The organism is Pseudomonas sp. CC11G (genome assembly GCF_056174845.1).
Genome location: NZ_JBWBZC010000024.1, coordinates 26,637 through 47,744, shown reverse-complemented (window position 1 = coordinate 47,744; position 21,108 = coordinate 26,637). Strand labels below are relative to the sequence as shown.

The window sequence follows — 21,108 nt, the reverse complement described above, 5'->3', positions numbered from 1 at the left end:
AACGCTCCTTAGGATTTTTTCGCAGGTTGCTCGGCGGCAGCAGCTGGGGCCTCACTGGCCTTGACCGGCGACTCGGGGCGAACCTTGAGCACGCCCTCGACAATCACCTTGTCGCCGACAATGACGCCCGACTCGATTACCCAACGTCCCTCAGAGGTCGGCCCGGTGGCCACCTGGCGTACATGGGCCGTGCCCTGCGCATCCACCACATACACAAAGGTGCCCTTGGGCCCTTGCAGCAAGGCGCGCTCAGGCACGGTTACCGCGTTGGGCCGGGTCAGGCCCTTGATCACCACGCGCATAAACTGGCCAGGCAGCAATTTCTGATCCGGATTGGGCACCACGGCGCGGGCACTGACGGTACCGGTGCCGCTGCTGACGAAGCTGTCGGTAAAGTCGACTCGGCCTTCCAGCGGGTAGTTGCTGCCATCGCCGAACTTGAGCACGGCGAACAACTTGCCGTCCTGGGGCATCGACAGCTTGCCGCTCTGCACGCCTTCGCGCAGGCGTTCGGCTTCGGTGTCGGGGTAGGCGAAGTTGACGTACAGCGGGTCGAGTTGGGTGAGCTGGGTCAGCAGGCTGGCGTTGGGGTCGGAGGCCACAACAAGGCTGCCCTCGGATACGGTTTGCTTGCTGGTGATGCCAGAGATGGGCGCGACCACGGTGGTGTAGTCGAGGTTGATCTGGCTGGTTTCCACGTCGGCCTTGGCGGCTTCGACATTGGCCTTGCTCTGCTCGAAGTTCGACACCGCGTTATCCAGCTCGCTTTCGCTGGCGAAGCCTTTCTTCTGCAGCTCGCGAATACGCTTGAGGTCGCGGTCGGTCTGGCGGTAGCGCGCCTGCGCCTGCGCCAGAGCACCATTGGCGCGCATCAATGCCGCCTGGTAGGGCCGCGGGTCGATACGAAATAGCACCTGCCCGGCTTTCACCTTGCTGCCTTCGTCGTAGGTACGTTGCTGCAAGATGCCGCTAACCTGCGCGCGCACCTGCACTTCGCGGTAGCCGGCCGTACGGCCGGAATACTCCAGCACCAGCGGGAAGGTTTCCGCCTTGGCCGTTTCCACCGTCACTTCGGGCGGTGGCGGCGCGGGTGCGGCAGGTGCATCCGCCGCCAGGCTGGCGGTGCTGAATAGGGTCACGGTTATCAGAGAAAGCGGCACAACAAACGAAGACAAGGCGTACGGCATAACGGTCTCCATGACCTAGCGCATAAATAGATAAAGGTGTCCCAGAGCCGGTCGATACATACAAGGTTGTTTGTAAAGCCCCCACAGGCCATTACACTGCCCTTACCCCCGCTCTAACTGAACAGAGCCTAGACAGAATTAGCCCAACCGCCATGCGCAAAACCAAAGAAGAAGCAGAGAAAACCCGCAGCGCCATCTTGCTGGCCGCGGAAACGTTGTTTCTGCAAAAAGGCGTGGGCCACACCACCCTCGACCAAATCGCCAAAACCGCGGACGTGACGCGCGGTGCGGTGTATTGGCACTTTGAAAACAAGGCCCATTTGTTCCACGAAATGCTCAACCAGGTGCGCCTGCCGCCCGAGCAAATGGCCGAACTGCTGTCCAGCGACAACCACAGCGAGCCGCTGCAAACCCTGCGCGATATTTGCGTGGATGCGTTGGTGAATCTGGTTCATGACGGGCAGAAGCGGCGGATCATGACGATCCTGATGTTTCGCTGCGAATTCACCGATGACCTGCGCGAAGCCGAAGACAGCCACAACGCCTTTGTGCGGCAATTTATCGACCTGTGTGAAACGCTATTTCAGCGTGCCGGCGAGCAGGGGCATCTGCACCCTGGCATGACGCCGCGCCTGGCGGCGCTGACCTTGCACGGCCTGGTCATTGGCCTGTTCAGCGACTACCTGCGCGACCCCGAGCTGTACGAACCGGAGCAGCAGGCGGGGCCGATGGTGGATGCGATCTTCCGCGGTCTGGCCCGCGAGTGGCCATTGAGCAACTAACCTAGGTGGTAACTGCTGGCTGGAGGCTGACCATGCGCCTGTTTCTATTTATCTGGATGCTGCTGATGCCGCTGCTGGCTCAGGCGGAATTTGCCGATGCGATGACGCCGCAGTCGGATGGTTATGGGGTGTTGATCATTTCCCGCGAGCGGCTGGAGGTGGGTAGCCCGTGTGATATCGGGTTGTATCTGCAGGATCAGCTGGCGGCGCGGTTGTGGCAGGGGCAGTCGGTAGCGTTCAATTTGCCCCCGGGGGCGATTTCGGTGCGGTTGGGGTTGCTGGGGCCTGGGGTTTGTTCGCCGGGGATTAGTCAGGCGACCAGTATTTCGGTGGATTTGATTCCGGGGGAGATTCGGCGGTATCGGATTGGGTTGAATACCACGGGGCTTTATTTGTTGCAGGCGCCGCCCCTAAACCAATAGACGATGGGCTTTTGTAGGGTGTGCTGCGCGCACCTTTGCGATTGTTTGGCGTACGGGGATTTTCTTCATTACCGCGTGCGCTGAGCGTTTTTGTTTCGCGCCTTACGCGCGAGTCACTTTTTAGCAGTCGCCCTAAAAAGTAACCAAAAACGGCTTGCCCCTACCTGGGGTCTCCGCTGCGCTCCGACTTCCCTCCCTCCGTCGTCGCTCCAGGGGCCGGGCTGAGGGCCATCCATGGCCCCATCCCTCTTCGCGGCTCCCGGCCGCTACGACCCCCTACGCAACGACTCCACTCGGCCTGGCGCTAAAGGGGCGGACCAATCACAAGCCAGATCAAAGGCCCCTCTCCCCCAGCCCCTCTCCCGCAAGCGGGCGAGGGGTGATGTAAGGCGAAAAATCCACTCCGAACTGCCCCCTCTCCCGCTTGCGGGAGAGGGCTGGGGAGAGGGGGCCTTTGATTTGGCTTTTTGCGCTTGACCTTACCCACAGGTCAAGGTTGATCCTGTAAGCGAACTCACTGGAGATCGCCCCCATGACCACCCCTCTCGCGTTCGACCTACCGATAGAAGGCATGACCTGCGCCGGTTGCGCCGGCCGCGTCGAGCGCGCGTTGCAGAAAGTGCCCGGCGTTGAGCAGGCCAGCGTCAACCTGGCCACCGAACACGCCCGTATCCAGGCCCCCGCCGACGCCCTGCCGCGCCTTATCGAAGCCGTGCAAGGCGCGGGTTACAAAGTGAGCACTCAGCGCCTGGAACTGGCCATCACCGGCATGACCTGCGCCAGCTGCGCCGGTCGCATCGAACGGGCATTGGCTCAGGTTCCGGGCGTCAGCAGCGTCGCCGTCAACCTGGCCACCGAGCGCGCCCATCTCGAGTTGATTGGCAACGTCGACCCGGCATCCCTGCTCGCTGCCGTACAAGGCGCTGGCTATAGCGCCAGCTTGATCAACGACGCCCAGCCCCAACCAGACCCGCAGCGCCATTTGCAGCGCGAGCGTTGGGCCGTGTTGCTCGCAATCGTGCTGTCGCTGCCACTGGTAGCGCCGATGCTGCTGGAGTGGACCGGCGTGCATTGGATGCTCCCCGCCTGGGTGCAATTCGCCCTGGCCACGCCGGTGCAATTTATCCTCGGTGCGCGCTTTTACATCGCGGCCTACAAAGCCGTACGCGCCGGTGCCGGCAATATGGATTTGCTTGTCGCCCTGGGCACCAGCGCGGCCTACGGCTTAAGCCTTTATCAATGGTGGAGTGCTCCAGCCGGCGCCATGCCGCACCTGTATTTCGAAGCCTCCGCCGTGGTCATCAGCCTGGTGCTGCTTGGTAAATATTTAGAAAGCCGCGCCAAACGCCAAACCGCCAGTGCCATTCGTGCCCTCGAAGCACTGCGCCCCGATAGCGCCGTGCGCCTGCATGACGGTGTGGAAGAGCGGGTGGCAATCAGCGCCATCACCTTGGGCGATCTGATTGTGGTGAAGCCGGGCGAGCGTTTTGCCGTGGATGGCGAGGTGGTGGAAGGCCAAAGCTATGCCGATGAAGCTCTGATCACTGGCGAAAGCCTGCCGCAACCCAAGGAACCCGGCGACCGGGTAACCAGCGGCGCCATCAATGGTGAAGGCCGCTTGTTGGTGCGTACCCAGGCGTTGGGCGGTGAAACCGTGCTGGCGCGCATTATCCGCTTGGTGGAAGACGCCCAGGCCGCCAAGGCGCCGATTCAGAAGCTGGTGGACCGGGTCAGCCAGGTGTTTGTACCGGTGGTGATTGCCGCCGCCCTGCTCACCCTCGCCGGCTGGCTGTTGGTCGGCGCCGGGCTGGAAACGGCGCTACTCAATGCCGTGGCCGTACTGGTGATTGCCTGCCCGTGCGCGCTGGGCCTGGCCACGCCGACGGCGATCATGGCCGGCACCGGGGTCGCGGCCAAACACGGCATTTTGATCAAGGACGCCCAGGCGCTGGAGATTGCCCATAAGGTCAGTGTGGTGGCGTTCGACAAGACCGGCACGCTCACGTCCGGCAGCCCGCAGATCGTGCATCTGCAGGCCAGTCAGGACGAAGGTGAACTGTTGAGTCTCGCTGGCGCGTTGCAACGCGGTAGCGAACATCCGTTGGCCAAAGCTGTGCTGCAAGCGTGTGAAGAGCGCGGGCTTGAACTGCCAACCGTAACCGCCAACCGCGCCCTGGCCGGACGGGGTATTGCCGGCACCGTCGACGGTCGGCAACTGGCCTTGGGCAATCGCCGGTTATTGGAAGAAAGCCAACTGCCCGGCGAGCATTTCGACGCGCAAGCCAGCGCCTGGGAAGCCGAAGGCCGCACGTTGTCGTGGCTGCTTGAACTGCAACCGACGCCCCAAGTACTCGGCCTTCTGGCCTTCGGCGACACCCTCAAACCCGGCGCCGCCCCCGCCATCGCCGCGTTGCGCCAGCGGCAGATTACCTGCCACCTGATCAGCGGCGACAACCAGGGCAGCGCCCAGGCGGTGGCCGATGTATTGGGCATCGAGTCGGTGCACGCCCAAGTGTTGCCAGGCGATAAATCCGCACTGATCAATGGCCTGAAACAGCACGCTACGGTCGCCATGGTCGGCGACGGCATCAACGACGCGCCGGCGCTGGCGGCTGCCGATGTCGGCATCGCCATGGGCGGCGGCACCGACGTGGCCATGCAGGCCGCCGGTATTACCCTGATGCGCGGCGACCCGCGCTTGGTGCCGGCCGCGCTGGATATCAGCCGACGCACCTACAGCAAAATTCGCCAGAACCTGTTCTGGGCCTTTATCTACAACCTGGTGGGCATTCCGCTGGCGGCGTTCGGCTTGCTTAACCCGATGCTGGCCGGCGCAGCGATGGCGCTGTCGAGCGTCAGCGTGGTGAGCAATGCGCTGCTGCTGAAACGCTGGAAGCCTGATTTTGAGGAGAACGAGCAATGAACATTGGCCAAGCGGCAACACGCTCAGGCCTGAGCGCCAAGATGATCCGCTACTACGAAAGCATCGGCCTGCTGCAACCGGCCCATCGCAGTGAGGCGGGCTACCGCCACTATCAGCCGCAAGACTTGCACACCCTGGCGTTTATCAAGCGCTCACGCGACCTGGGGTTTTCCCTGGAAGAGGTGGGCAAGCTGCTGACGCTCTGGCAAGACCGCCAACGTGCCAGCGCCGACGTAAAAGCCCTGGCCCGCGACCATATCGAGGCGCTGAATCGCAAGATTGAAGAACTCACCAGCCTGCGCGACACGCTGCAGGAGCTGGCGCAAAACTGCCACGGCGACGACCGCCCGGATTGCCCGATATTGAAGGATTTGGAGAGGGGGTGTTGCGCTTAAAAGCATCGAGGCTGAAGCCTCTCCCACAGACAGCCCGGCCCCTGTGGGAGAGGCTTCAGCCTCGATAGGTGTTGTGCTGTCTTAAGCCTGCGATTGCAGGTAATTCTCCAGCCCGATCCGGTCAATCAAACCGAGCTGCTGCTCCAGCCAATACGCGTGATCTTCCTCGGTGTCCTGCAGTTGCAGAATCAGGATGTCGCGGCTGATGTAGTCCTTGTGGGTTTCGCACAGAGCCACGCCTTTGCTGAGCGCGGCGCGTACTTCGTATTCCAGCTTGAGGTCGCTGCGCAGCATGTCGGGCACGGTGGCGCCTGGGAACATGGGTTTGGGCGTCATGTCCGGGGTGCTTTCCAGAAACAGGATGCGCTGCAGCAGGGCATCAGCGTGCTGGGTTTCTTCTTCCATCTCGTGGTTGATGCGCTCATATAGCTTGTTGAAGCCCCAGTCCTGGTACATGCGCGAATGCAGGAAATACTGGTCGCGGGCAGACAATTCGCCGCGCAGCAGATCCTTGAGGTATTCGACGACTTCGTTATTACCCTGCATTGCCATTTCCCCGCACAAAAAACCGAAGGCGAAAGCTTCGACCGCTATGCCCGAGCGGTCAAGCCCGACGTTTCGGCAACACCGTCACAGCCAAGCCTACAAACACCAGCGCGCAGGCCAGCCAACTCAGCGAACTCAGTTGCTCATCGAGCAACAGCCAACCGGCCAACAGCCCGGAAACCGGCACCGCCAAGGCGAAGGGCGTGACCACACTGGCTGGGTAACGGCGCAGCAGAAAGCTCCAGATGGCAAAGCCGACCGTGGTGGCGAGAAAGGCGATAAACAGCAGGGCGCCAATGCCCCGCAGGGTGATGTGCGTGAGGGCGAAGTTGATGGCCTCCGGTCCTTCGAACACATAGGAAAGGGCCAACAGCGGCAGCGGCGGAATCAGGCTGATCCAGCAGATCAGACGCAGCATGTCGGTGGCGCCGGAGCGCTTGGTGGCGATATTGGCGCAGGCCCACATCAATGCGGCGAATACCACCAGGGCAAACGCCAGCAGGCTGTCGCCCATGGGCCGCTGCCAACCAATCAGCACCAGCCCGCAAGCGGCCAACGCCAAGCCGGCCAACGCGCGGTGGCTGGGCCGTTCGCCGAGCATCACGGCGGCAATCAGGATGGTGAAAAACACTTGGCTCTGCAGCACCAGCGACGACAGGCCCGCCGGCATGCCCAGGTGCATGCCGACAAACAGCACGCCGAACTTGAACACGCCCAGCAGCAGACCGATCTGCACGATTCGCCACAACGGCGCCGGCATCGGGCCGCGCAGAAACAGCAGCGGCAAAGCGGCCAGGGCAAAGCGCAGGGCACAGAAGAGCAGCGGCGGGAAATCCTGCAGGCCCACCTTGATCACCACGAAGTTAATCCCCCAGATCAGGGTGACCAGCAAGGCAAGCAGGGCGTGGCGTAACGGCATGGCGAGGCTCCAGAAATTCTGGGCCTACGCTAGCAGTTGAGCGGGGGAATGTATGGATACAGATGGCGATGATTTTTGTAGGGTGTGCTCCGCGCACCATGGCGATATCGGGTGAATCGCCTGGTGCGCGGAGCACACCCTACAAAAGCTATTGCAACCAAGGCGGCGGTGGCGGCTCGTCCGTTTTGGCCGGGCCTTCCGCGTCGGCACGGGCAGCCTGCTTGCGCTGCTCGTCCAACCGCGCCGCTTCAATCTCGCGCATCACGGCGCCCACGTCAGCGCTCTCTTCTTCCTCGGCAAACTCACCGGTGAGCACGCTCGCCGGGTGCAAGGTGCCGGCTTCGTATAACGCCCACATTTCCTTGGCGTAACGCGTGGCCTTGAGCTCCGGCGCGTAGCGGCCGAAGTAGGCGGCCATGTTGCCGACATCGCGCTCCAACATGCTGAACGCATGGTTGTTGCCGGCGGCGTCGACAGCTTGTGGCAGGTCGATAATCACCGGGCCGTTGGCATCGAGCAGTACGTTGAATTCCGAAAGGTCGCCGTGTACCAGGCCGGCACACAACATCAGCACAATCTGGCGGATCAGGAAGGCGTGGTATTCGCGCGCTTCGTCAGGCTCCATCACCACGTCGTTCAAACGCGGTGCGGCGTCGCCGTCGGCGCCAGCGATCATTTCCATCAGCAGCACGCCGTCGAGGAAGTCGAACGGTTTGGGCACGCGCACGCCGGCACTGGCCAGACGGAACAAGGCGGCCACTTCGGCGTTCTGCCAGTTTTCTTCCTGTTCCTTGCGCCCGTGCTTGGAGCCCTTGGCCATGGCCCGGGCGTCGCGGCTGTTACGGACCTTGCGGCCTTCCTGGTACTCGGCAGCCTGGCGAAAGCTGCGCTTGTTGGCTTCTTTATAGACCTTGGCACAACGTAACTCTTTACCGCAGCGCACCACATAGACCGCTGCTTCCTTACCGCTCATTAGCGGGCGCAGCACCTCATCGACCAAGCCATCTTCAATCAGGGGTTCAATGCGTTTGGGAGTCTTCATCAGCTTTTATCAAGGGTCCTTTTATGCCAGAAGTCTGTGGGCGTGCCTGGGTGCTCATGCTGTCCGAGGCCGGCTGGGGCCCATCCTCTCACAGCCCGTTGCAGATGCCGACCCTGGGAACGCGAAGCAGGGCAAATCGTTGGCATGTTGAGTAGGTTTATTTGGGAAGGTTTCGCCAGAATTAGCCGCGCTGCAAATTCTGCTTCAGCGCCTCTATGGCATAGCGCACTTTCGCCGGCTGCGCGTCGCGCCGTGGGGTAACGAGGTACAGCGGCAAGGGCGCGTGCTGCCAATCGGGTAGCACGCGCTGCAACCGGCCACTGGCCAATTCACCGCGGACTTCAGGCTCGGCCTGAATGGAAAAGCCCATACCGGCCAGGGTGAACTCGCGCGCAGCAATCATGTTGTTGCAGCTGATGCGGCTTTCCAGCTTGAGCCGACGTTCTTCGCCGTTGGCGTTGGAGAGGATCAATTGCTGCGGCAGGTGCTGGGTGCTCAGGCTTAGCCAATCGAGGTCGGCCAACTGCTCCGGCGTTTCGATCGGCGGATGCTGCGCCAGGTAGGCCGGCGAGGCGCATAGCACGGCGTTCCAATCGACCACATGGCGCGCCACCAGGCTGGAGTTTTCCAGGCGGCCGACCCGCAGGGCGATATCGATGCGGTGCTCGATCAGGTCCACCTGCTCATCGTCGAAGAAAATCTGCAGGCGCAATTGCCGATGCGCGGCCAACAACGGCCCCAGCGCCCGGCTCAAACGGCCGCCGGCAAACCCGACCGGAGCGGCAATGCGTAACTCCCCCACCGGCGCGTCGCGCAACTCCAGCAACCGTTGCTCGGCCTCCTGGGCCAACGCCAGCACTTGGGCGCAGCTGCGGTAAAAGGTGGCGCCAGCTTCGGTAAGGGTCAGCTTGCGGGTGGTGCGGTGCAGCAGGCTGACCTGGGTGCTGGCCTCCAGCTTGCTGATCTGCTGGCTGACCGCCGAGGCCGTCATGCCCAACTCGGCAGCGGCGGCCACCATCGAGCCTTTATCCACCACCGTGGCGAACACGGCCATGCGCTTGAGCTGTTCCATTATTAAGTTCTGCTTAAGTGTTTAAGCCTTTTTAGCCTATTTCTCCGACCTTTACCCATCGCAGATGATAGCCACCACTTACTTACCCAGTCGGAGACACCCATGAAAATCGCCCTGATCGGCGCCAGCGGCTTTGTTGGCGCGGCCGTTTTGCAAGAAGCCTTGAACCGTGGTCACCAAGTGACCGGTATCGTTCAGCACCCAGAAAAACTGCCGGCCCATGCCCAGCTCACGGCCGTGAAAGCCGATGCCTATGACGCGGCGGCGCTGGCACCTGTGTTGAAGGGGCACGACGTTGTGGTAAGCGCCTTCAATCCCGGTTGGGACAAGGCCGATATCCTGCCGCTGTTTCTCAAGGGCAGCAGCGCGATTGTGGCGGCGAGCAAAGCGGCCGCGGTCGGTCGTCTGTTGGTGGTGGGCGGTGCCGGTAGCCTGTATGTGGCGCCGGGCCTGCAATTGATCGATACGCCAGACTTCCCGGCGGCCTACAAGAATGGCGCCGAAGGCGCTCGTCAGCATCTGAATCAGCTGCGCAATGAACACCAGTTGTCGTGGACCTTTCTGTCGCCGCCGGCGTTGTTGCAACCGGGTGAGCGCACAGGCCATTACCGGGTGGGTGGCGAAGAGCTGCTAATGGATGGCGCGGCGCCAGCGGGGATCAGTGTCGCGGACTTGGCGGTGGCAATTGTGGATGAGTTGGAGCAGGGCAAGCAGGTGCGGCAGCGGTTTACGGTCGCTAGCTGAGTCTCTTCCAACATTCTGGATTCCGGCCTGCGCCGGAATGACGGAGGTTTTGGCACCCTTCCCCGTCATCCCCGCGAAGGCGGGGACCCAGAATCGTGAAGCGAATTAAGAATAGTCAGGCAGGCTCCTGCGGCAACGTCAGCTCAATCGTTTCCCCAAACGACTCATCCAGCCGCTGCAGGTCGGAGTGAATGGCTTCGGCGTTATCGGCCAGCCCCAACGCCAAACTGCAGAACTCATCGGCTGCGCCGAGGAAGGCCATCACCACCAACGGATCGAACTCGGTGCCACTGCCGGCGCTGATAAGTTCCACCGCCTCGGCATGGCTGGCGGTTTGTCGGTACGGGTGGTGGGCGGTCAGTTCTTCGTATCGGCCGACCACGGCCATCAGCCGCGCCGGCAACGGAATCTGCTCGCCGCGCAGGCCCTGTGGATAACCACTGCCATCCCAGCGTTCGTGCTGGCTGTGAACAATATGCTTGGCGTCGGTCAGAAAACTTTCGGTGCTGCCGAGTTTATCTTCGGCGGCTTGCAAGGCGGCAAAGCCGGCCTCGGCATGCCGATGGAGCATCTCGACGTCCGTATCTTCCAACGGCACCAGGCTGTGCAGAATGCGGTCAGGCAAAGTCAGGCGGCCGATGCCGTGGAGCATGGCCGACTTGCCCAGACGGGCAATGCGGATTGGCGTCAACTCGTCGACCAAGGCCGGCTGTTGGCTGACCAGCGCAGAAGCCAGTTCGACCATATACGGCTCGATGCGCGCCAGATGCCCGCCACCCGGGTTTTCGCGCATGCGCGCCAGGTTGGCCATGGCTTCGATCGTGACTTCCTGGAGCTTTTCGATATCGCGGGTGCGGCGGCGCACTTCCAGCTGCAGGTATTCGCCTTTGTCGCGCAGAAAATCGGCACCGGCCTTCAGTTGCAGCTGCGCTTTCACCCGCGCCAGCACCAGCGGCGGGCTGATGGGTTTGGTGATGTAGTCCACGGCACCGAGGTTAAAGCCGTTCTGCTCATCGGCCACCTCGGTTTTGGCGGTGAGAAAAATCACCGGGATATCGCGGGTCTGCGGGTCGGCCTTGAGGCGTTTGCACACTTCGTAGCCGTCCATCAGCGGCATCATGATGTCCAGCAGGATCAAGTCCGGCGGCGGACTGCTGATGGCGATGCGCAGGGCCTTGAGCCCGGAGCTTGCGACTTTCACCCTATAGCTCGGCAGCAGCAGTTCACTCATCAGCTCGAGGTTCTCCGGGGTGTCATCCACCACCAGCACCAGCGCCTGCTCGGGTCGGTCGAGTATCCCGTCCATATCACCCTCTCCTGTCATCAAAGGCTGAGCCCTGAAGGTTCACGCCACGCTGTTCACTGGTTTTGCGCAATAACGTCAGTGCCTGTTCAAAATCGTAGCAGCGAACGGCCTCGGCCAACGGCGGGTAATCGCCATCGAAGGCGCTGCGCAGTAAACCGGCCTGGGCTTCGAACACTTTGCCGGCACGCGGGTCGTCGTGGGCGAACAGGCCGGCCAGTTGCTGACACACCGCCGTGAGTTGTTTGGGGTCTACCGCTACCGGCGCGTCGCTCAGGGTTACCGGCCAAAGCTGTTCAATGGCCTGCACCAGCGCGCTGAGGCTTTGGTTCACCTCATTGATCAAGGGTTCCAACTCATCACTGGCCCTAGAATCTTTCAGGGCGTTCTCCAGCAGCGCTACCTGGGTTTGCAAATCCACCGCGCCGAGATTACCGGCCAGGCCCTTGAGGCTATGGGCCAGACGTTCGGCAGCTTCGCCCTCCCCTTGGTTCATTGCCAAACGTAATTGGCCGGTGAAGTCTTTCTGGCTGGCGGCAAATTTCAGCAGCAGACGCTGGTACAGCTCGGGCTTGCCGAGCACCCGGCGCAGGCCGCTGGCCAGATCCACACCGGGCAATTCCCAGGCGGGTGGCGGTGTGCTGGCAGGCTCGTTGCTGCCTGGCGTCGCCACTCGCAGCCAGCGCGCCAGGGTGCGCCAGAGTTGGTCGGGGTCTAGCGGTTTGCCCAGGTGGTCGTCCATGCCGGCCTCCAGGCAGCGCTCGCGGTCGGCGGGCATGGCGTTGGCGGTCATGGCCACGATCGGCAGCTGGGCGAATTGCGGTTCGGCACGCAAGCGGCGGGTGGCGGCAAGGCCATCGAGCACCGGCATCTGCATATCCATCAGCACCAGATCGAAGTGGCCCGCGCCTTTGGCCAGCAAGATAGCCACCGCCTGCGCGCCGTCTTCGGCCTGTTCGATCTGCAAGCCACTTTCTTCCAGCAACCCGCAGACCACTTCGCGGTTGAGTTCGTTGTCTTCGACCAGCAGCACGCGCTTGCCGGCCAGGTTCGGCAGGCCGGAATCGGTGACCGCCACTTCGCTGACCGGCACCTTGCTGTCGTGGTTGGCCAGTGTATTGACCACCGCATCCAGCAACACCGAAGGATTGAGCGGTTTGAGCAGCACATCGTCGACCCCGACCTGCCGCGCATCGTGCAGCACTTCTTCGCGGCCATGGGCGGTGACCATCAGCATCCGCGGCTGCGCCTGCAACGCCAGGCCCTGCAGTTGGCGCGCGGTTTCGATGCCGTCCATGTCCGGCATATGCCAGTCGAGTAACACCAGGTCGAACGGCCGGCCGTGGTCGGCCAGTTGCACCTGGCGCAAGGCCGCCCCGCCGGATACCGCCGTCTCCACCCGAAAACTCATGCTTACCAGCATGTCGTGCAGCACCCGGCGGGCGCTGTCGTTATCGTCCACCACCAACACCCGGCGGCCGCGCAAATTCGGCTGAGGCTGCAACACGTGCTGGGTTTCGCTGGAAATGCCCAATGGCAACCGGCACCAGAACAGGCTGCCGCGCCCTGCCTGGCTCTGCACGCCAACCCGCCCGCCCATCGCTTCGGCCAGGCGTTTGCAAATGGCCAAGCCCAAACCGGTGCCGCCGTATTTGCGGGTGGTGGAGCTGTCGGCCTGCTGGAACGATTCGAACAGCCGCTCCAGCTGGTCATGGCTGATGCCGATGCCGGTGTCGCGCACGGCGAAGTACACCTGCACCTGCCCAGCTTCCTGCTGTTCAGCGCGGATCAGCACTTCGATCTCGCCGCGCTCGGTGAACTTCACGGCGTTATTGGCGTAGTTGATCAATATCTGACCAATACGCAGTGGGTCGCCCACCAGTTGCAGCGGTAGCTTGGGGTCGAGGTTAAACACCAGCTCGAGGTTCTTGCCGGCCACCTTGTCGCCAATCAGGTTGGCGACGTTCTCCAGCACCTGTTGCAGGTTGAAGTCGATGTGCTCGATACCCAGCTTGCCGGCCTCGATCTTGGAAAAGTCGAGGATGTCGTTGATCACCCCCAGCAGGTGCTGGCTGGCCTGCTGAATTTTGTCCACGTAGCTGCGCTGGCGCGGTTGCAGGTCGGTTTTCTGCGCCAGGTGGGCCATGCCGATAATGGCGTTCATGGGCGTGCGGATTTCGTGGCTCATATTGGCGAGGAAATCCGACTTGAGCCGCGCCGCTTCCTCGGCCAGCTCCTGGCGTCTGCCATGGCCGCTTCGGCCTCTTTGCGCACGGTGATATCGCGGCTCACACCCACGAGGCCCAGCGGCACGCCACGGTCATCGCGAAAGATGGTGCGCAGGGTGTCAAACACCACCCAGCGGCCATCGGGGTAGCGCACCCGACCTTCGCTTCGTAGGTGCTGTCGCGGGTGATGGCGGTGTAGTCGTGCTCTTCACGCGCGGCGGCCCATTCGAGGTTGAGCAGCTCATGGTCGCGCTTGCCCAGCACCTGCTCGCTATTCTGCCCGAACAGCTCGGCGCAGGCCTGATTGATGCCCAGATAACGGCCTTGGATATCCTTGAACCAGATGGGATCGGGAATGGCGTTGATGATGGCCAGCAAGGTACTGCGCTGGCGCACCACTTCGGCTTCGGCCAGACGCCGCTGGCGAATCTGCGTGCGCAGGTGGCGGTTCCACAGCACGACGACGATCAGCGCGGCCAGCACTCCCAACATATAGGGCCAACCGACGATAAACAGGCTGCGCAATTGAAGGCCGAGAGCGGCGGCAGCCAGCGGTCGAGAATTTGCTCGTGTTCTTCGCGGTCCAGGCTTTCCAGACCTTTATTGAGCACCGCCACCAACTGCGGCCAGTCGCGACGCACGGCGAAATGCAATTCGCTGCGCAAGAGGCCCGACTCACCCCGGATTTCGATATTGGCCAGGCTGAGTTTGCGCACCAGGTAACTGGCCACAATCATGTTGCCGATATAGGCATCGGCGCCGCCGGAAGACACCGCGCGCAGGGCCTCTTCGGCGCTCGCCACTTCAACTAGTTGCGCCTGCGGTACGGCGGCGCGCAGCAGGTCTTCGGTGACGTAGCCGCGCTCAATGGCGACGCGTTTGCCCACCAGTCTTCGGTGCGGTAAATGGCCAGCTCGTGGCGAGTGAAGATCAGACTGTTGCTGGTGAGGTAGGACTCGGTGAAGGCCATGCGCGCTTCACGGGCGTCGGTTTTGGCCACCGACGGAATCAGGTCGATCTGCCCGGTACGCATAGCCTCCTGTACCGCGGCCCAATCGCCCACTTGCACCGCTTCGAAGCGAATGCCCAGGCGTTTGCCGAGCAGGGCCAGGTAATCGCCGGAAATACCCGTGTGCTGACCCAGTTCGCCCAATACATCAAACGGCTCCCAGCCGCCGCGCTGAATACCCGACGCGCACCACGGATGGGCCGCCACCCAGGCGCGTTCCTCGGGGTTGAGGTTTAACGGCGCCGCCGGCACCTGCACAGCGGCCAACGCCAGCAGCAGGCCAACCAGCCATGCCTTGCAACCACCCATACTGCCTCCATTGCGTGAGCTTGCTCAGCTAGCTTAGCCAGCCTGGCCGCCGACGCTACTCCTGGGCAGGCCCTATTGAACAGGCAGGCGGCGCCATTGGGGCAAGCCTATCAGCACCACCGCGCTGATGATCACCAGCATCGCCAGCCACTCCTCGGCGCCGATCTGCTCATTGGCAAACAGAATGCCGAGCAACACCGCCACCACCGGATTGACGTAGGCATAGCTGGTGGCAGCAGCCGGGCGCACATGCTTGAGCAGGTAGACGTACGAGCTGAACGCGATAATCGAGCCGAAGAAAATCAGATACAGCAACGCGCCCCAGCCGGCGGCGCTGGGCAGTTGCGTCATGCGCTCACCGCTGAGCACGCTGCCCAGCAACATCACCGCGCCGCCGCCGAGCATTTCCGTGGCGCTGGCCATGGGGCCATTGGGCAGCGGCTGGGTTTTGCTCCACACCGAGCCAAACGCCCAGCTGGCCGCCGCAAACAGAATAAGCGCCGCCCCGGCAGGACTGGCCTGCAAGTTGGAGCCGAAATTGAGCAAGGCGATGCCGGTCATACCCAGGCCAATGCCGGCCCATTCCAGCTTCGAGTTGCTATGGCCGAACCAGCGGTTAAACAACAAGGTAAACAGCGGCACCGTCGCAATCGCCAACGCCGCCACGCCCGACGCCACACCGGCATGCTCGGCCAGCGTCACCCCGCCATTGCCGAAAGCCAGCAACAACGTGCCGACCGACACTGCCGCACGCCACTCCCGCCAGGTGGGAGCCGGGGTGCCGCGCAAGCGCAGAAAGCCATACATCAGGCTACCCGCAATCAGAAACCGCACCGCCCCCATTAATAGCGGCGGCCAGGTTTCCACGCCGATGCGGATTACCAGATAGGTAGAGCCCCAAATGATGTAGAGAGCGGCAAAGGCAGCGATAAGCAGCAGCGGAATACGCGGACGCATGGAAGGGCTCGGCGGGCGGCAGGCAAGAGGGGGAGTGTAGGAGGTGAAACGCAGGGCGGGACAGGCACAGTCAGGGAGGGGATTGGGTGTACAGCTGGATGGGGGTTTGGAGATGGGACTCGAGAATGGGGTTTGCAGGGTTCGCCAGCAAGCTGGCTCCTACAAATCTGCGTTTGAGCCGGCCCTCACCCCTAGCCCCTCTCCCGCAAGCGGGAGAGGGGAACTCAATCGCGGCGCGGCCAAGGTTTGATTTGGCTCTGGATCTTGATCTTGATCTGGTTTTTGATCTGCCCGCCCCTTTAGCGCCAGGCCGAGTGGAGTCGTTGCGTAAGGGGTCGTAGCGGCCGGGAGCCGCGGAGAGGGATGAGGGCCATGGATGGCCCTTCAGACCGGCCCCTGGAGCGGCGACGTAGCGAGGGAAGTCGGAGCTAAGCGTAGACCCAAGGTGGGGGCTTGTACGAGACAACCACATGGGTAACAAAAGTGTTCAGTCACATGGGTGACACTTTCAAGGATAGATATCCATCCTTCTGCTCCCTTTCGTCCAGCCTACCGATCACTACCGGGCCGAAATGTATGGCCCAAAGATCATCGCCAATTTGCTCCAGCCCAACTAGCTCGTGCTTCAACAGGTGCCCCACATAGATGCGCATGCCGTGCCGATTGATGATTCCGCTGCAGTCGGCACGGTGTGGTTCGACATAGCCAGGATAGGCCGGCTCCGGCAACCGTTCAGGGTATGGGCGTGGCGAACTCTGGTAGTGCGATTTGGGCGTGCTCTGGTTTAGCGCTTCGTGCGGCCGCTGCTCATTGTAGTTGTGACGAAACAGGTCGAACTGCTTTTGCTGCTCTGCCATATGCGCAGAACAGGGGTGAGTGACGGCGCGTTTCAACGTGCGATGCATGCGTTCGTGGCGCCCATTCTGTTCGGGGCGACCAGGTGCTATTCGCTCAGGAATGATGCCCAGCCGTAACCACCAAATGGACAATTGGCTTAGGCCGGTTTTGCCAGCGCTGGCGAAAGGGGTTCCGTTGTCTGTTCTCAGGCGCGAAGGTAATCCGTAGCAGCGAAACAGGTGTTCAAAAGCCGACTGGGTTTCCTTCAATCGCGTGCCAGACATGCCTTCGCAAGCCAGCAGAAAGCGGCTGGCGTGATCCATCACCGTCAACGGATAACACCACTTCCCGTCCTGAGTCAGGAATTGGCCTTTGTAGTCGGCGCTCCAGAGTTCATTAGGTTCGTTGGTGGATTTAAGCGGCTTTGGATAGCTGGGCACCCGCTTACGAAGCCGGCGGGGCGTGACCAACCCCGCCTGCTTAAGGATGGTGTAGATCGTGGTCCGGGAAGGACTCTGCCCAGGGTATCGCTGCTCCACCAGTGCCTGGATCTTCTTCGGTCCCAGCTCAACGGCAGATCGGCGCCTCAGATCGAGGATGTATTCACGAATAACAAAGGGGGTGCACACCTGTTCGCGGCGGCGGCGACTTTGCTCAGCCAACCCCTCCATACCGGCTAGGTTGTAGCGTTCCACCCACTTGTAGCCGGTCTTTCGACTGATGCCGAAGTGCTCGCACAACGCAGTGAAGCTGCTGACCTGCCTGAGGTAGTCAGCAATAAACAACACTTTCTCGTCCATAGGTTTCAGTTCTCGCCACGGCATGGGGCACCCTCCTGAGGAGACCCCACTAGGTTAAAAACTGTTACCCATGTGGTTGAACTGATTTGTTACCTATGTGGGTGAGTCGTACCGGCTAGACCTTTTGCTGACTTTTGGGGCAATGCCAAAAGTCAGTCGCGCGTAAGGCGCGAAACAAAAACGCTCAGCACACGCGGTAACGAAGAAAAACAAAGCCAGCCAGAAGAACGCTTTCGGAAGAAATCACTTATCCGGCATAGGCATCGGAAACGGCATCACATTCCCCACCCCAGCCCTAGCCTCACTAATCTTCGGCGTCCCCAACCGCTCCACCTCATCAATCCGCACAATCGCATGCATCGGCACAAAACTCCGTACCACGCCCTCAAACTGCGCCTTGAGCTTCTCCTCACTCGGATCAACCACCACCTGCGTGCGCTCGCCAAAGACAAACTCCTCGACCTCGAGAAAACCCCACAGATCGCTTTGATAGATCTGCTTGGCGTACATCTCGAACACCTGGCCTTGGTTGAGGAAGATCACCTTATAGATAGGTTCACGCTTGCTCATGGGGAGGGGAAAAACCGTGGGAAATTTTCGGGGGCGGGATCATAGCATAGCCTCCCGGCAGGCAATGCTAGGCCCTTTGGGTCGGCATCCCTATAATGCGCGGTTCTCACGTCACCCCATCTCCCCGAGATTCAGAACGCGCATGAGCAAGAAGCTGTATATCGAAACCCACGGTTGCCAGATGAACGAGTACGACAGCTCGCGCATGATCGACCTGCTGGGCGAACATCAGGCCCTGGAAGTCACCGCCCGTGCTGAAGACGCCGATGTCATCCTGCTCAACACCTGCTCGATTCGTGAGCGCGCCCAAGACCGGGTGTACTCGCAACTGGGCCGCTGGCGTGAACTGAAACTGGCCAAGCCGGACATGGTGATCGCCGTTGGCGGTTGCGTGGCCAGCCAGGAAGGCGCGGCGATTCGCGACCGCGCGCCCTATGTGGACGTGGTATTCGGCCCGCAAACCCTGCACCGCCTGCCGGAAATGATCGACGCCGCGCGCATTACCCGCTTGCCCCAGGTGGACGTGAGCTTTCCGGAAATCGAAAAATTCGACCGTTTGCCCGAACCGCGTATCGACGGCCCGAGCGCGTACGTGTCGATCATGGAAGGCTGCAGCAAGTACTGCACCTTCTGCGTCGTGCCTTACACCCGTGGCGAAGAAGTCAGCCGGCCGTTCGATGATGTGCTGGCCGAAGTGATTCACCTGGCCGAGCACGGCGTACGTGAAGTGACCCTGCTGGGGCAGAACGTCAACGGTTTCCGGGGCGTGACCCATGACGGCCGCACCGCCGATCTGGCCGAGCTGATCCGCGTAGTCGCCGCCATCGACGGCATCGACCGCATTCGCTACACCACCTCGCACCCGCTGGAATTCTCCGAGAGCCTGATTCGCGCCCACGCCGAAGTGCCGGAGCTGGTCAAACACGTGCACCTGCCGGTGCAGGCCGGCTCCGACCGTATTCTGGCGGCGATGAAGCGCAACCACACGGGGCTGGAATACAAGTCGATCATCCGCAAGCTCAAAGCGGCCGTGCCGGGTATCAGCATCACCTCGGACTTTATCGTCGGCTTCCCAGGCGAAACCGAAAAAGACTTCGAGAACACCATGCAGCTGGTGGCCGATGTCGGCTTCGATTTCTCGTTCTCCTTCGTCTACAGCGCCCGCCCGGGGACACCAGCAGCCGATCTGCCGGACGATATTCCGGCCGAAACCAACCGCGAGCGCCTGGCCCGTCTGCAGCACCGTTTGGACCAGCAGGGCTTTGAAATCAGCCGCCAGATGGTTGGCAGCATTCAGCGCGTGCTGGTGAATGACTTCTCCAAACGCGACCCTGGCCAACTCACCGGGCGCACCGAGAACAACCGTATCGTCAACTTCCGCTGCGACAACGCGCGTCTGATCGGGCAGTTCGCCGACGTACGGATCGATGAGGCCAGACCGCATTCCTTGCGCGGTACGCTGGTTACAGAAGACGAAGCAGTGGCTGACTGCCACTAAAGCCGCAGATGCCCGAGCTTTCCCACTCGGGCATCCGGGGTTATCCTTCGACCCACCTCAGTGGCTACCGACACGACCTTGAACGCACCCATAGAACCGCATCGTTTTATCCTCGAACCCTTTGAAGCTCGCCGCTTCGCCAACTTGTGCGGGCAATTCGACGAGCACCTGCGCTTGATCGAACAGCGCCTGGCCATCGAGATCCGCAACCGCGGCAACCAGTTCGAACTGGTCGGCGCTCCCGAAACCACCCAGGCCGCCGAGCAGCTGCTGCGCCGCCTGTACCGGGAAACCAACGCCACCCAACTGTCCCCCGATATTGTCCATCTGTTCCTGCAGGAATCTGCGGTTGAAGAGCTGGCCAGCAATACGGTGGAAGCCAGCGTCGCCCTGCGCACCCGCAAGGGCATGATTCGCCCGCGCGGCATCAATCAGCAGCGCTACGTGAAGTCGATCCTCAACCACGACATCAACTTCGGCATCGGCCCAGCCGGTACGGGTAAAACCTACCTGGCCGTGGCGTGCGCCGTGGATGCCCTGGAACGCGAACAGATCCGCCGCATCCTGCTGGTCCGCCCGGCGGTCGAAGCCGGCGAAAAGCTCGGCTTCCTGCCGGGCGACCTGTCGCAGAAGATCGACCCGTACCTGCGCCCGCTCTACGACGCGCTGTACGAGATGCTCGGCTTCGAGCAAGTGGCCAAGCTGATCGAGAAACAGGTGATTGAAGTGGCACCGCTGGCCTATATGCGCGGCCGTACCCTTAATAACAGCTTCATCATTCTGGACGAGAGTCAGAACACCACCCTCGAGCAGATGAAGATGTTCCTCACCCGTATCGGCTTTGGCTCCACGGCTGTGATCACTGGCGACATCACCCAGGTCGACCTGCCGCGCGGCACCAAGTCGGGCCTGACCCACGTGATTGATGTGTTGAAGGACGTGCCCGGCATTTCCTTTACCCACTTCCTGTCCAAGGACGTGGTGCGCCATCCGCTGGTGCAGCGCATTGTCGAAGCCTACGAGCGCTTCGAAACGGCTGCTGAAAGCACTGCCTCTGTAAACAAGAATGCACCCGAGGCAGACCGCGGCAATGCTTGAGCTTGATCTGCAAAACGCCAGCAGCGCCGCCAGCCCAAGCGAAGCCCAGTTCCGCCAATGGTGCGAACTGGCGCTGCGCCAGCGCACGGCCGATTCGGAGCTGACCATTCGCCTGGTAGACGAAGCTGAGGCGCGCGAACTCAACCACACCTACCGGCAGAAAGACTACGCCACCAATGTGCTGTCTTTCCCCGCCGACGTGCCCGATGAATTACTGGATATCCCGCTATTGGGCGATCTGGTGATCTGCGTGCAGGTGGTGGACCGTGAAGCCGCCGAACAAGGCAAAAGCGCCGAGGCCCACTGGGCTCACTTGGTGATTCACGGCTGCCTGCATCTATTGGGCTACGACCATATTGACGATGACGAAGCCGTCGAAATGGAAACCTTGGAACAACAATTGCTCGCTGAATTGGGTCATCCTGATCCCTATGCAGGCGACGAATAGCCTGGCTCCCAGGCACCAG

22 protein-coding genes are annotated in these 21,108 nt (G+C 61.7%); 8 read left to right on the top strand and 14 right to left on the bottom strand.

Translation table 11 applies throughout. From position 1 onward, the window contains the following. Nucleotides 1-8: 8 nt before the first annotated feature. Complete coding sequence (locus tag AC0V2S_RS22655) at nucleotides 9-1,187, bottom strand: efflux RND transporter periplasmic adaptor subunit (protein WP_475511673.1); 1,179 nt, start codon at nucleotides 1,185-1,187, stop codon at nucleotides 9-11. A gap of 152 nt (nucleotides 1,188-1,339) precedes the next feature. Between AC0V2S_RS22655 and AC0V2S_RS22650 the strand changes: the two genes are divergently transcribed. The 4 genes from AC0V2S_RS22650 (at nucleotide 1,340) to cueR (ending at nucleotide 5,709) form a co-directional block, all read left to right on the top strand. Beyond that, nucleotides 1,340-1,969, top strand: a complete 630-nt coding sequence (locus tag AC0V2S_RS22650) for a TetR family transcriptional regulator (protein ID WP_475511672.1) — start codon at nucleotides 1,340-1,342, stop codon at nucleotides 1,967-1,969. A 32-nt stretch (nucleotides 1,970-2,001) separates the two neighbouring features. Continuing rightward, on the top strand, nucleotides 2,002-2,391 hold the full coding sequence (locus tag AC0V2S_RS22645; RefSeq protein ID WP_475511671.1) for a hypothetical protein: 390 nt from the start codon (nucleotides 2,002-2,004) through the stop codon (nucleotides 2,389-2,391). A gap of 532 nt (nucleotides 2,392-2,923) precedes the next feature. Next, nucleotides 2,924-5,314, top strand: a complete 2,391-nt coding sequence (locus AC0V2S_RS22640) for a heavy metal translocating P-type ATPase (RefSeq protein WP_475511670.1) — start codon at nucleotides 2,924-2,926, stop codon at nucleotides 5,312-5,314. Further along, nucleotides 5,311-5,709 carry a Cu(I)-responsive transcriptional regulator gene (gene cueR, locus AC0V2S_RS22635; protein WP_475511669.1) on the top strand — a complete coding sequence of 133 codons (399 nt, stop codon included), beginning with the start codon at nucleotides 5,311-5,313 and terminating at the stop codon, nucleotides 5,707-5,709. The genes AC0V2S_RS22640 and cueR overlap by 4 nt, the downstream gene beginning before the upstream one ends. Before the next feature lie 81 nt (nucleotides 5,710-5,790). On the opposite strand, the gene bfr is transcribed toward cueR, so the two are convergent. The 4 genes from bfr to AC0V2S_RS22615 all read right to left on the bottom strand — a co-directional run bounded on the left by bfr (nucleotide 5,791) and on the right by AC0V2S_RS22615 (nucleotide 9,288). After that, complete coding sequence (gene bfr, locus AC0V2S_RS22630) at nucleotides 5,791-6,255, bottom strand: bacterioferritin (RefSeq protein ID WP_271198293.1); 465 nt, start codon at nucleotides 6,253-6,255, stop codon at nucleotides 5,791-5,793. A 58-nt stretch (nucleotides 6,256-6,313) separates the two neighbouring features. Further along, entirely contained in the window at nucleotides 6,314-7,174 is an 861-nt protein-coding gene (locus AC0V2S_RS22625) for an EamA family transporter (RefSeq protein ID WP_475511668.1), read from the bottom strand. 148 nt (nucleotides 7,175-7,322) lie between these two features. Further along, a complete protein-coding gene (locus AC0V2S_RS22620) occupies nucleotides 7,323-8,216 on the bottom strand; it encodes a PA4780 family RIO1-like protein kinase (RefSeq protein ID WP_475511667.1) in 894 nt (297 codons plus the stop codon). 181 nt (nucleotides 8,217-8,397) lie between these two features. Continuing rightward, nucleotides 8,398-9,288 (bottom strand): LysR family transcriptional regulator, encoded by an 891-nt coding sequence (locus AC0V2S_RS22615; RefSeq protein WP_475511666.1) that lies wholly within the window; start codon nucleotides 9,286-9,288, stop codon nucleotides 8,398-8,400. A gap of 102 nt (nucleotides 9,289-9,390) precedes the next feature. On the opposite strand from AC0V2S_RS22615, the gene AC0V2S_RS22610 reads away from it, so the two are divergent. Beyond that, entirely contained in the window at nucleotides 9,391-10,032 is a 642-nt protein-coding gene (locus tag AC0V2S_RS22610; RefSeq protein ID WP_475511665.1) for an NAD(P)-dependent oxidoreductase, read from the top strand. 115 nt (nucleotides 10,033-10,147) lie between these two features. Here the strand turns inward: AC0V2S_RS22610 and AC0V2S_RS22605 are convergent, their stop codons facing one another. The 9 genes from AC0V2S_RS22605 to AC0V2S_RS22565 all read right to left on the bottom strand — a co-directional run bounded on the left by AC0V2S_RS22605 (nucleotide 10,148) and on the right by AC0V2S_RS22565 (nucleotide 18,045). Then, a complete protein-coding gene (locus AC0V2S_RS22605) occupies nucleotides 10,148-11,338 on the bottom strand; it encodes an HD domain-containing phosphohydrolase (protein ID WP_475511664.1) in 1,191 nt (396 codons plus the stop codon). A 1-nt stretch (nucleotide 11,339) separates the two neighbouring features. After that, nucleotides 11,340-13,523 carry a response regulator gene (locus AC0V2S_RS22600; RefSeq protein ID WP_475511663.1) on the bottom strand — a complete coding sequence of 728 codons (2,184 nt, stop codon included), beginning with the start codon at nucleotides 13,521-13,523 and terminating at the stop codon, nucleotides 11,340-11,342. Further along, nucleotides 13,520-13,717 (bottom strand): hypothetical protein, encoded by a 198-nt coding sequence (locus tag AC0V2S_RS22595; RefSeq protein ID WP_475511662.1) that lies wholly within the window; start codon nucleotides 13,715-13,717, stop codon nucleotides 13,520-13,522. The genes AC0V2S_RS22600 and AC0V2S_RS22595 overlap by 4 nt, the downstream gene beginning before the upstream one ends. Further along, nucleotides 13,624-14,055 (bottom strand): PAS domain-containing protein, encoded by a 432-nt coding sequence (locus tag AC0V2S_RS22590; protein ID WP_475511661.1) that lies wholly within the window; start codon nucleotides 14,053-14,055, stop codon nucleotides 13,624-13,626. Before AC0V2S_RS22590 ends, AC0V2S_RS22595 begins: the two co-directional genes overlap by 94 nt. Continuing rightward, nucleotides 14,031-14,450 carry a hypothetical protein gene (locus tag AC0V2S_RS22585; protein ID WP_475511660.1) on the bottom strand — a complete coding sequence of 140 codons (420 nt, stop codon included), beginning with the start codon at nucleotides 14,448-14,450 and terminating at the stop codon, nucleotides 14,031-14,033. The genes AC0V2S_RS22590 and AC0V2S_RS22585 overlap by 25 nt, the downstream gene beginning before the upstream one ends. After that, nucleotides 14,372-14,881 (bottom strand): transporter substrate-binding domain-containing protein, encoded by a 510-nt coding sequence (locus AC0V2S_RS22580; RefSeq protein WP_475511659.1) that lies wholly within the window; start codon nucleotides 14,879-14,881, stop codon nucleotides 14,372-14,374. Before AC0V2S_RS22580 ends, AC0V2S_RS22585 begins: the two co-directional genes overlap by 79 nt. A 72-nt stretch (nucleotides 14,882-14,953) precedes the next feature. Next, nucleotides 14,954-15,838, bottom strand: a complete 885-nt coding sequence (yedA, locus tag AC0V2S_RS22575) for a drug/metabolite exporter YedA (RefSeq protein WP_475511658.1) — start codon at nucleotides 15,836-15,838, stop codon at nucleotides 14,954-14,956. Nucleotides 15,839-16,329: 491 nt separating this feature from the next. Continuing rightward, on the bottom strand, nucleotides 16,330-17,499 hold the full coding sequence (locus AC0V2S_RS22570) for an integrase core domain-containing protein (protein ID WP_475508601.1): 1,170 nt from the start codon (nucleotides 17,497-17,499) through the stop codon (nucleotides 16,330-16,332). A gap of 219 nt (nucleotides 17,500-17,718) precedes the next feature. Beyond that, complete coding sequence (locus AC0V2S_RS22565; RefSeq protein WP_110617159.1) at nucleotides 17,719-18,045, bottom strand: DUF1820 family protein; 327 nt, start codon at nucleotides 18,043-18,045, stop codon at nucleotides 17,719-17,721. 142 nt (nucleotides 18,046-18,187) lie between these two features. Here AC0V2S_RS22565 and miaB point away from each other — a divergent pair, with 142 nt between their 5' ends. The 3 genes from miaB to ybeY all read left to right on the top strand — a co-directional run bounded on the left by miaB (nucleotide 18,188) and on the right by ybeY (nucleotide 21,089). Further along, nucleotides 18,188-19,543, top strand: coding sequence for a tRNA (N6-isopentenyl adenosine(37)-C2)-methylthiotransferase MiaB (miaB, locus tag AC0V2S_RS22560; RefSeq protein WP_475511657.1), 1,356 nt, complete (start codon nucleotides 18,188-18,190; stop codon nucleotides 19,541-19,543). A 78-nt stretch (nucleotides 19,544-19,621) separates the two neighbouring features. Next, nucleotides 19,622-20,641 (top strand): PhoH family protein, encoded by a 1,020-nt coding sequence (locus AC0V2S_RS22555; RefSeq protein WP_475511656.1) that lies wholly within the window; start codon nucleotides 19,622-19,624, stop codon nucleotides 20,639-20,641. Then, nucleotides 20,634-21,089: an rRNA maturation RNase YbeY gene (ybeY, locus tag AC0V2S_RS22550; RefSeq protein ID WP_475511655.1), complete on the top strand. Its 456-nt coding sequence runs from the start codon at nucleotides 20,634-20,636 to the stop codon at nucleotides 21,087-21,089. The genes AC0V2S_RS22555 and ybeY overlap by 8 nt, the downstream gene beginning before the upstream one ends. Nucleotides 21,090-21,108 lie beyond the last annotated feature (19 nt).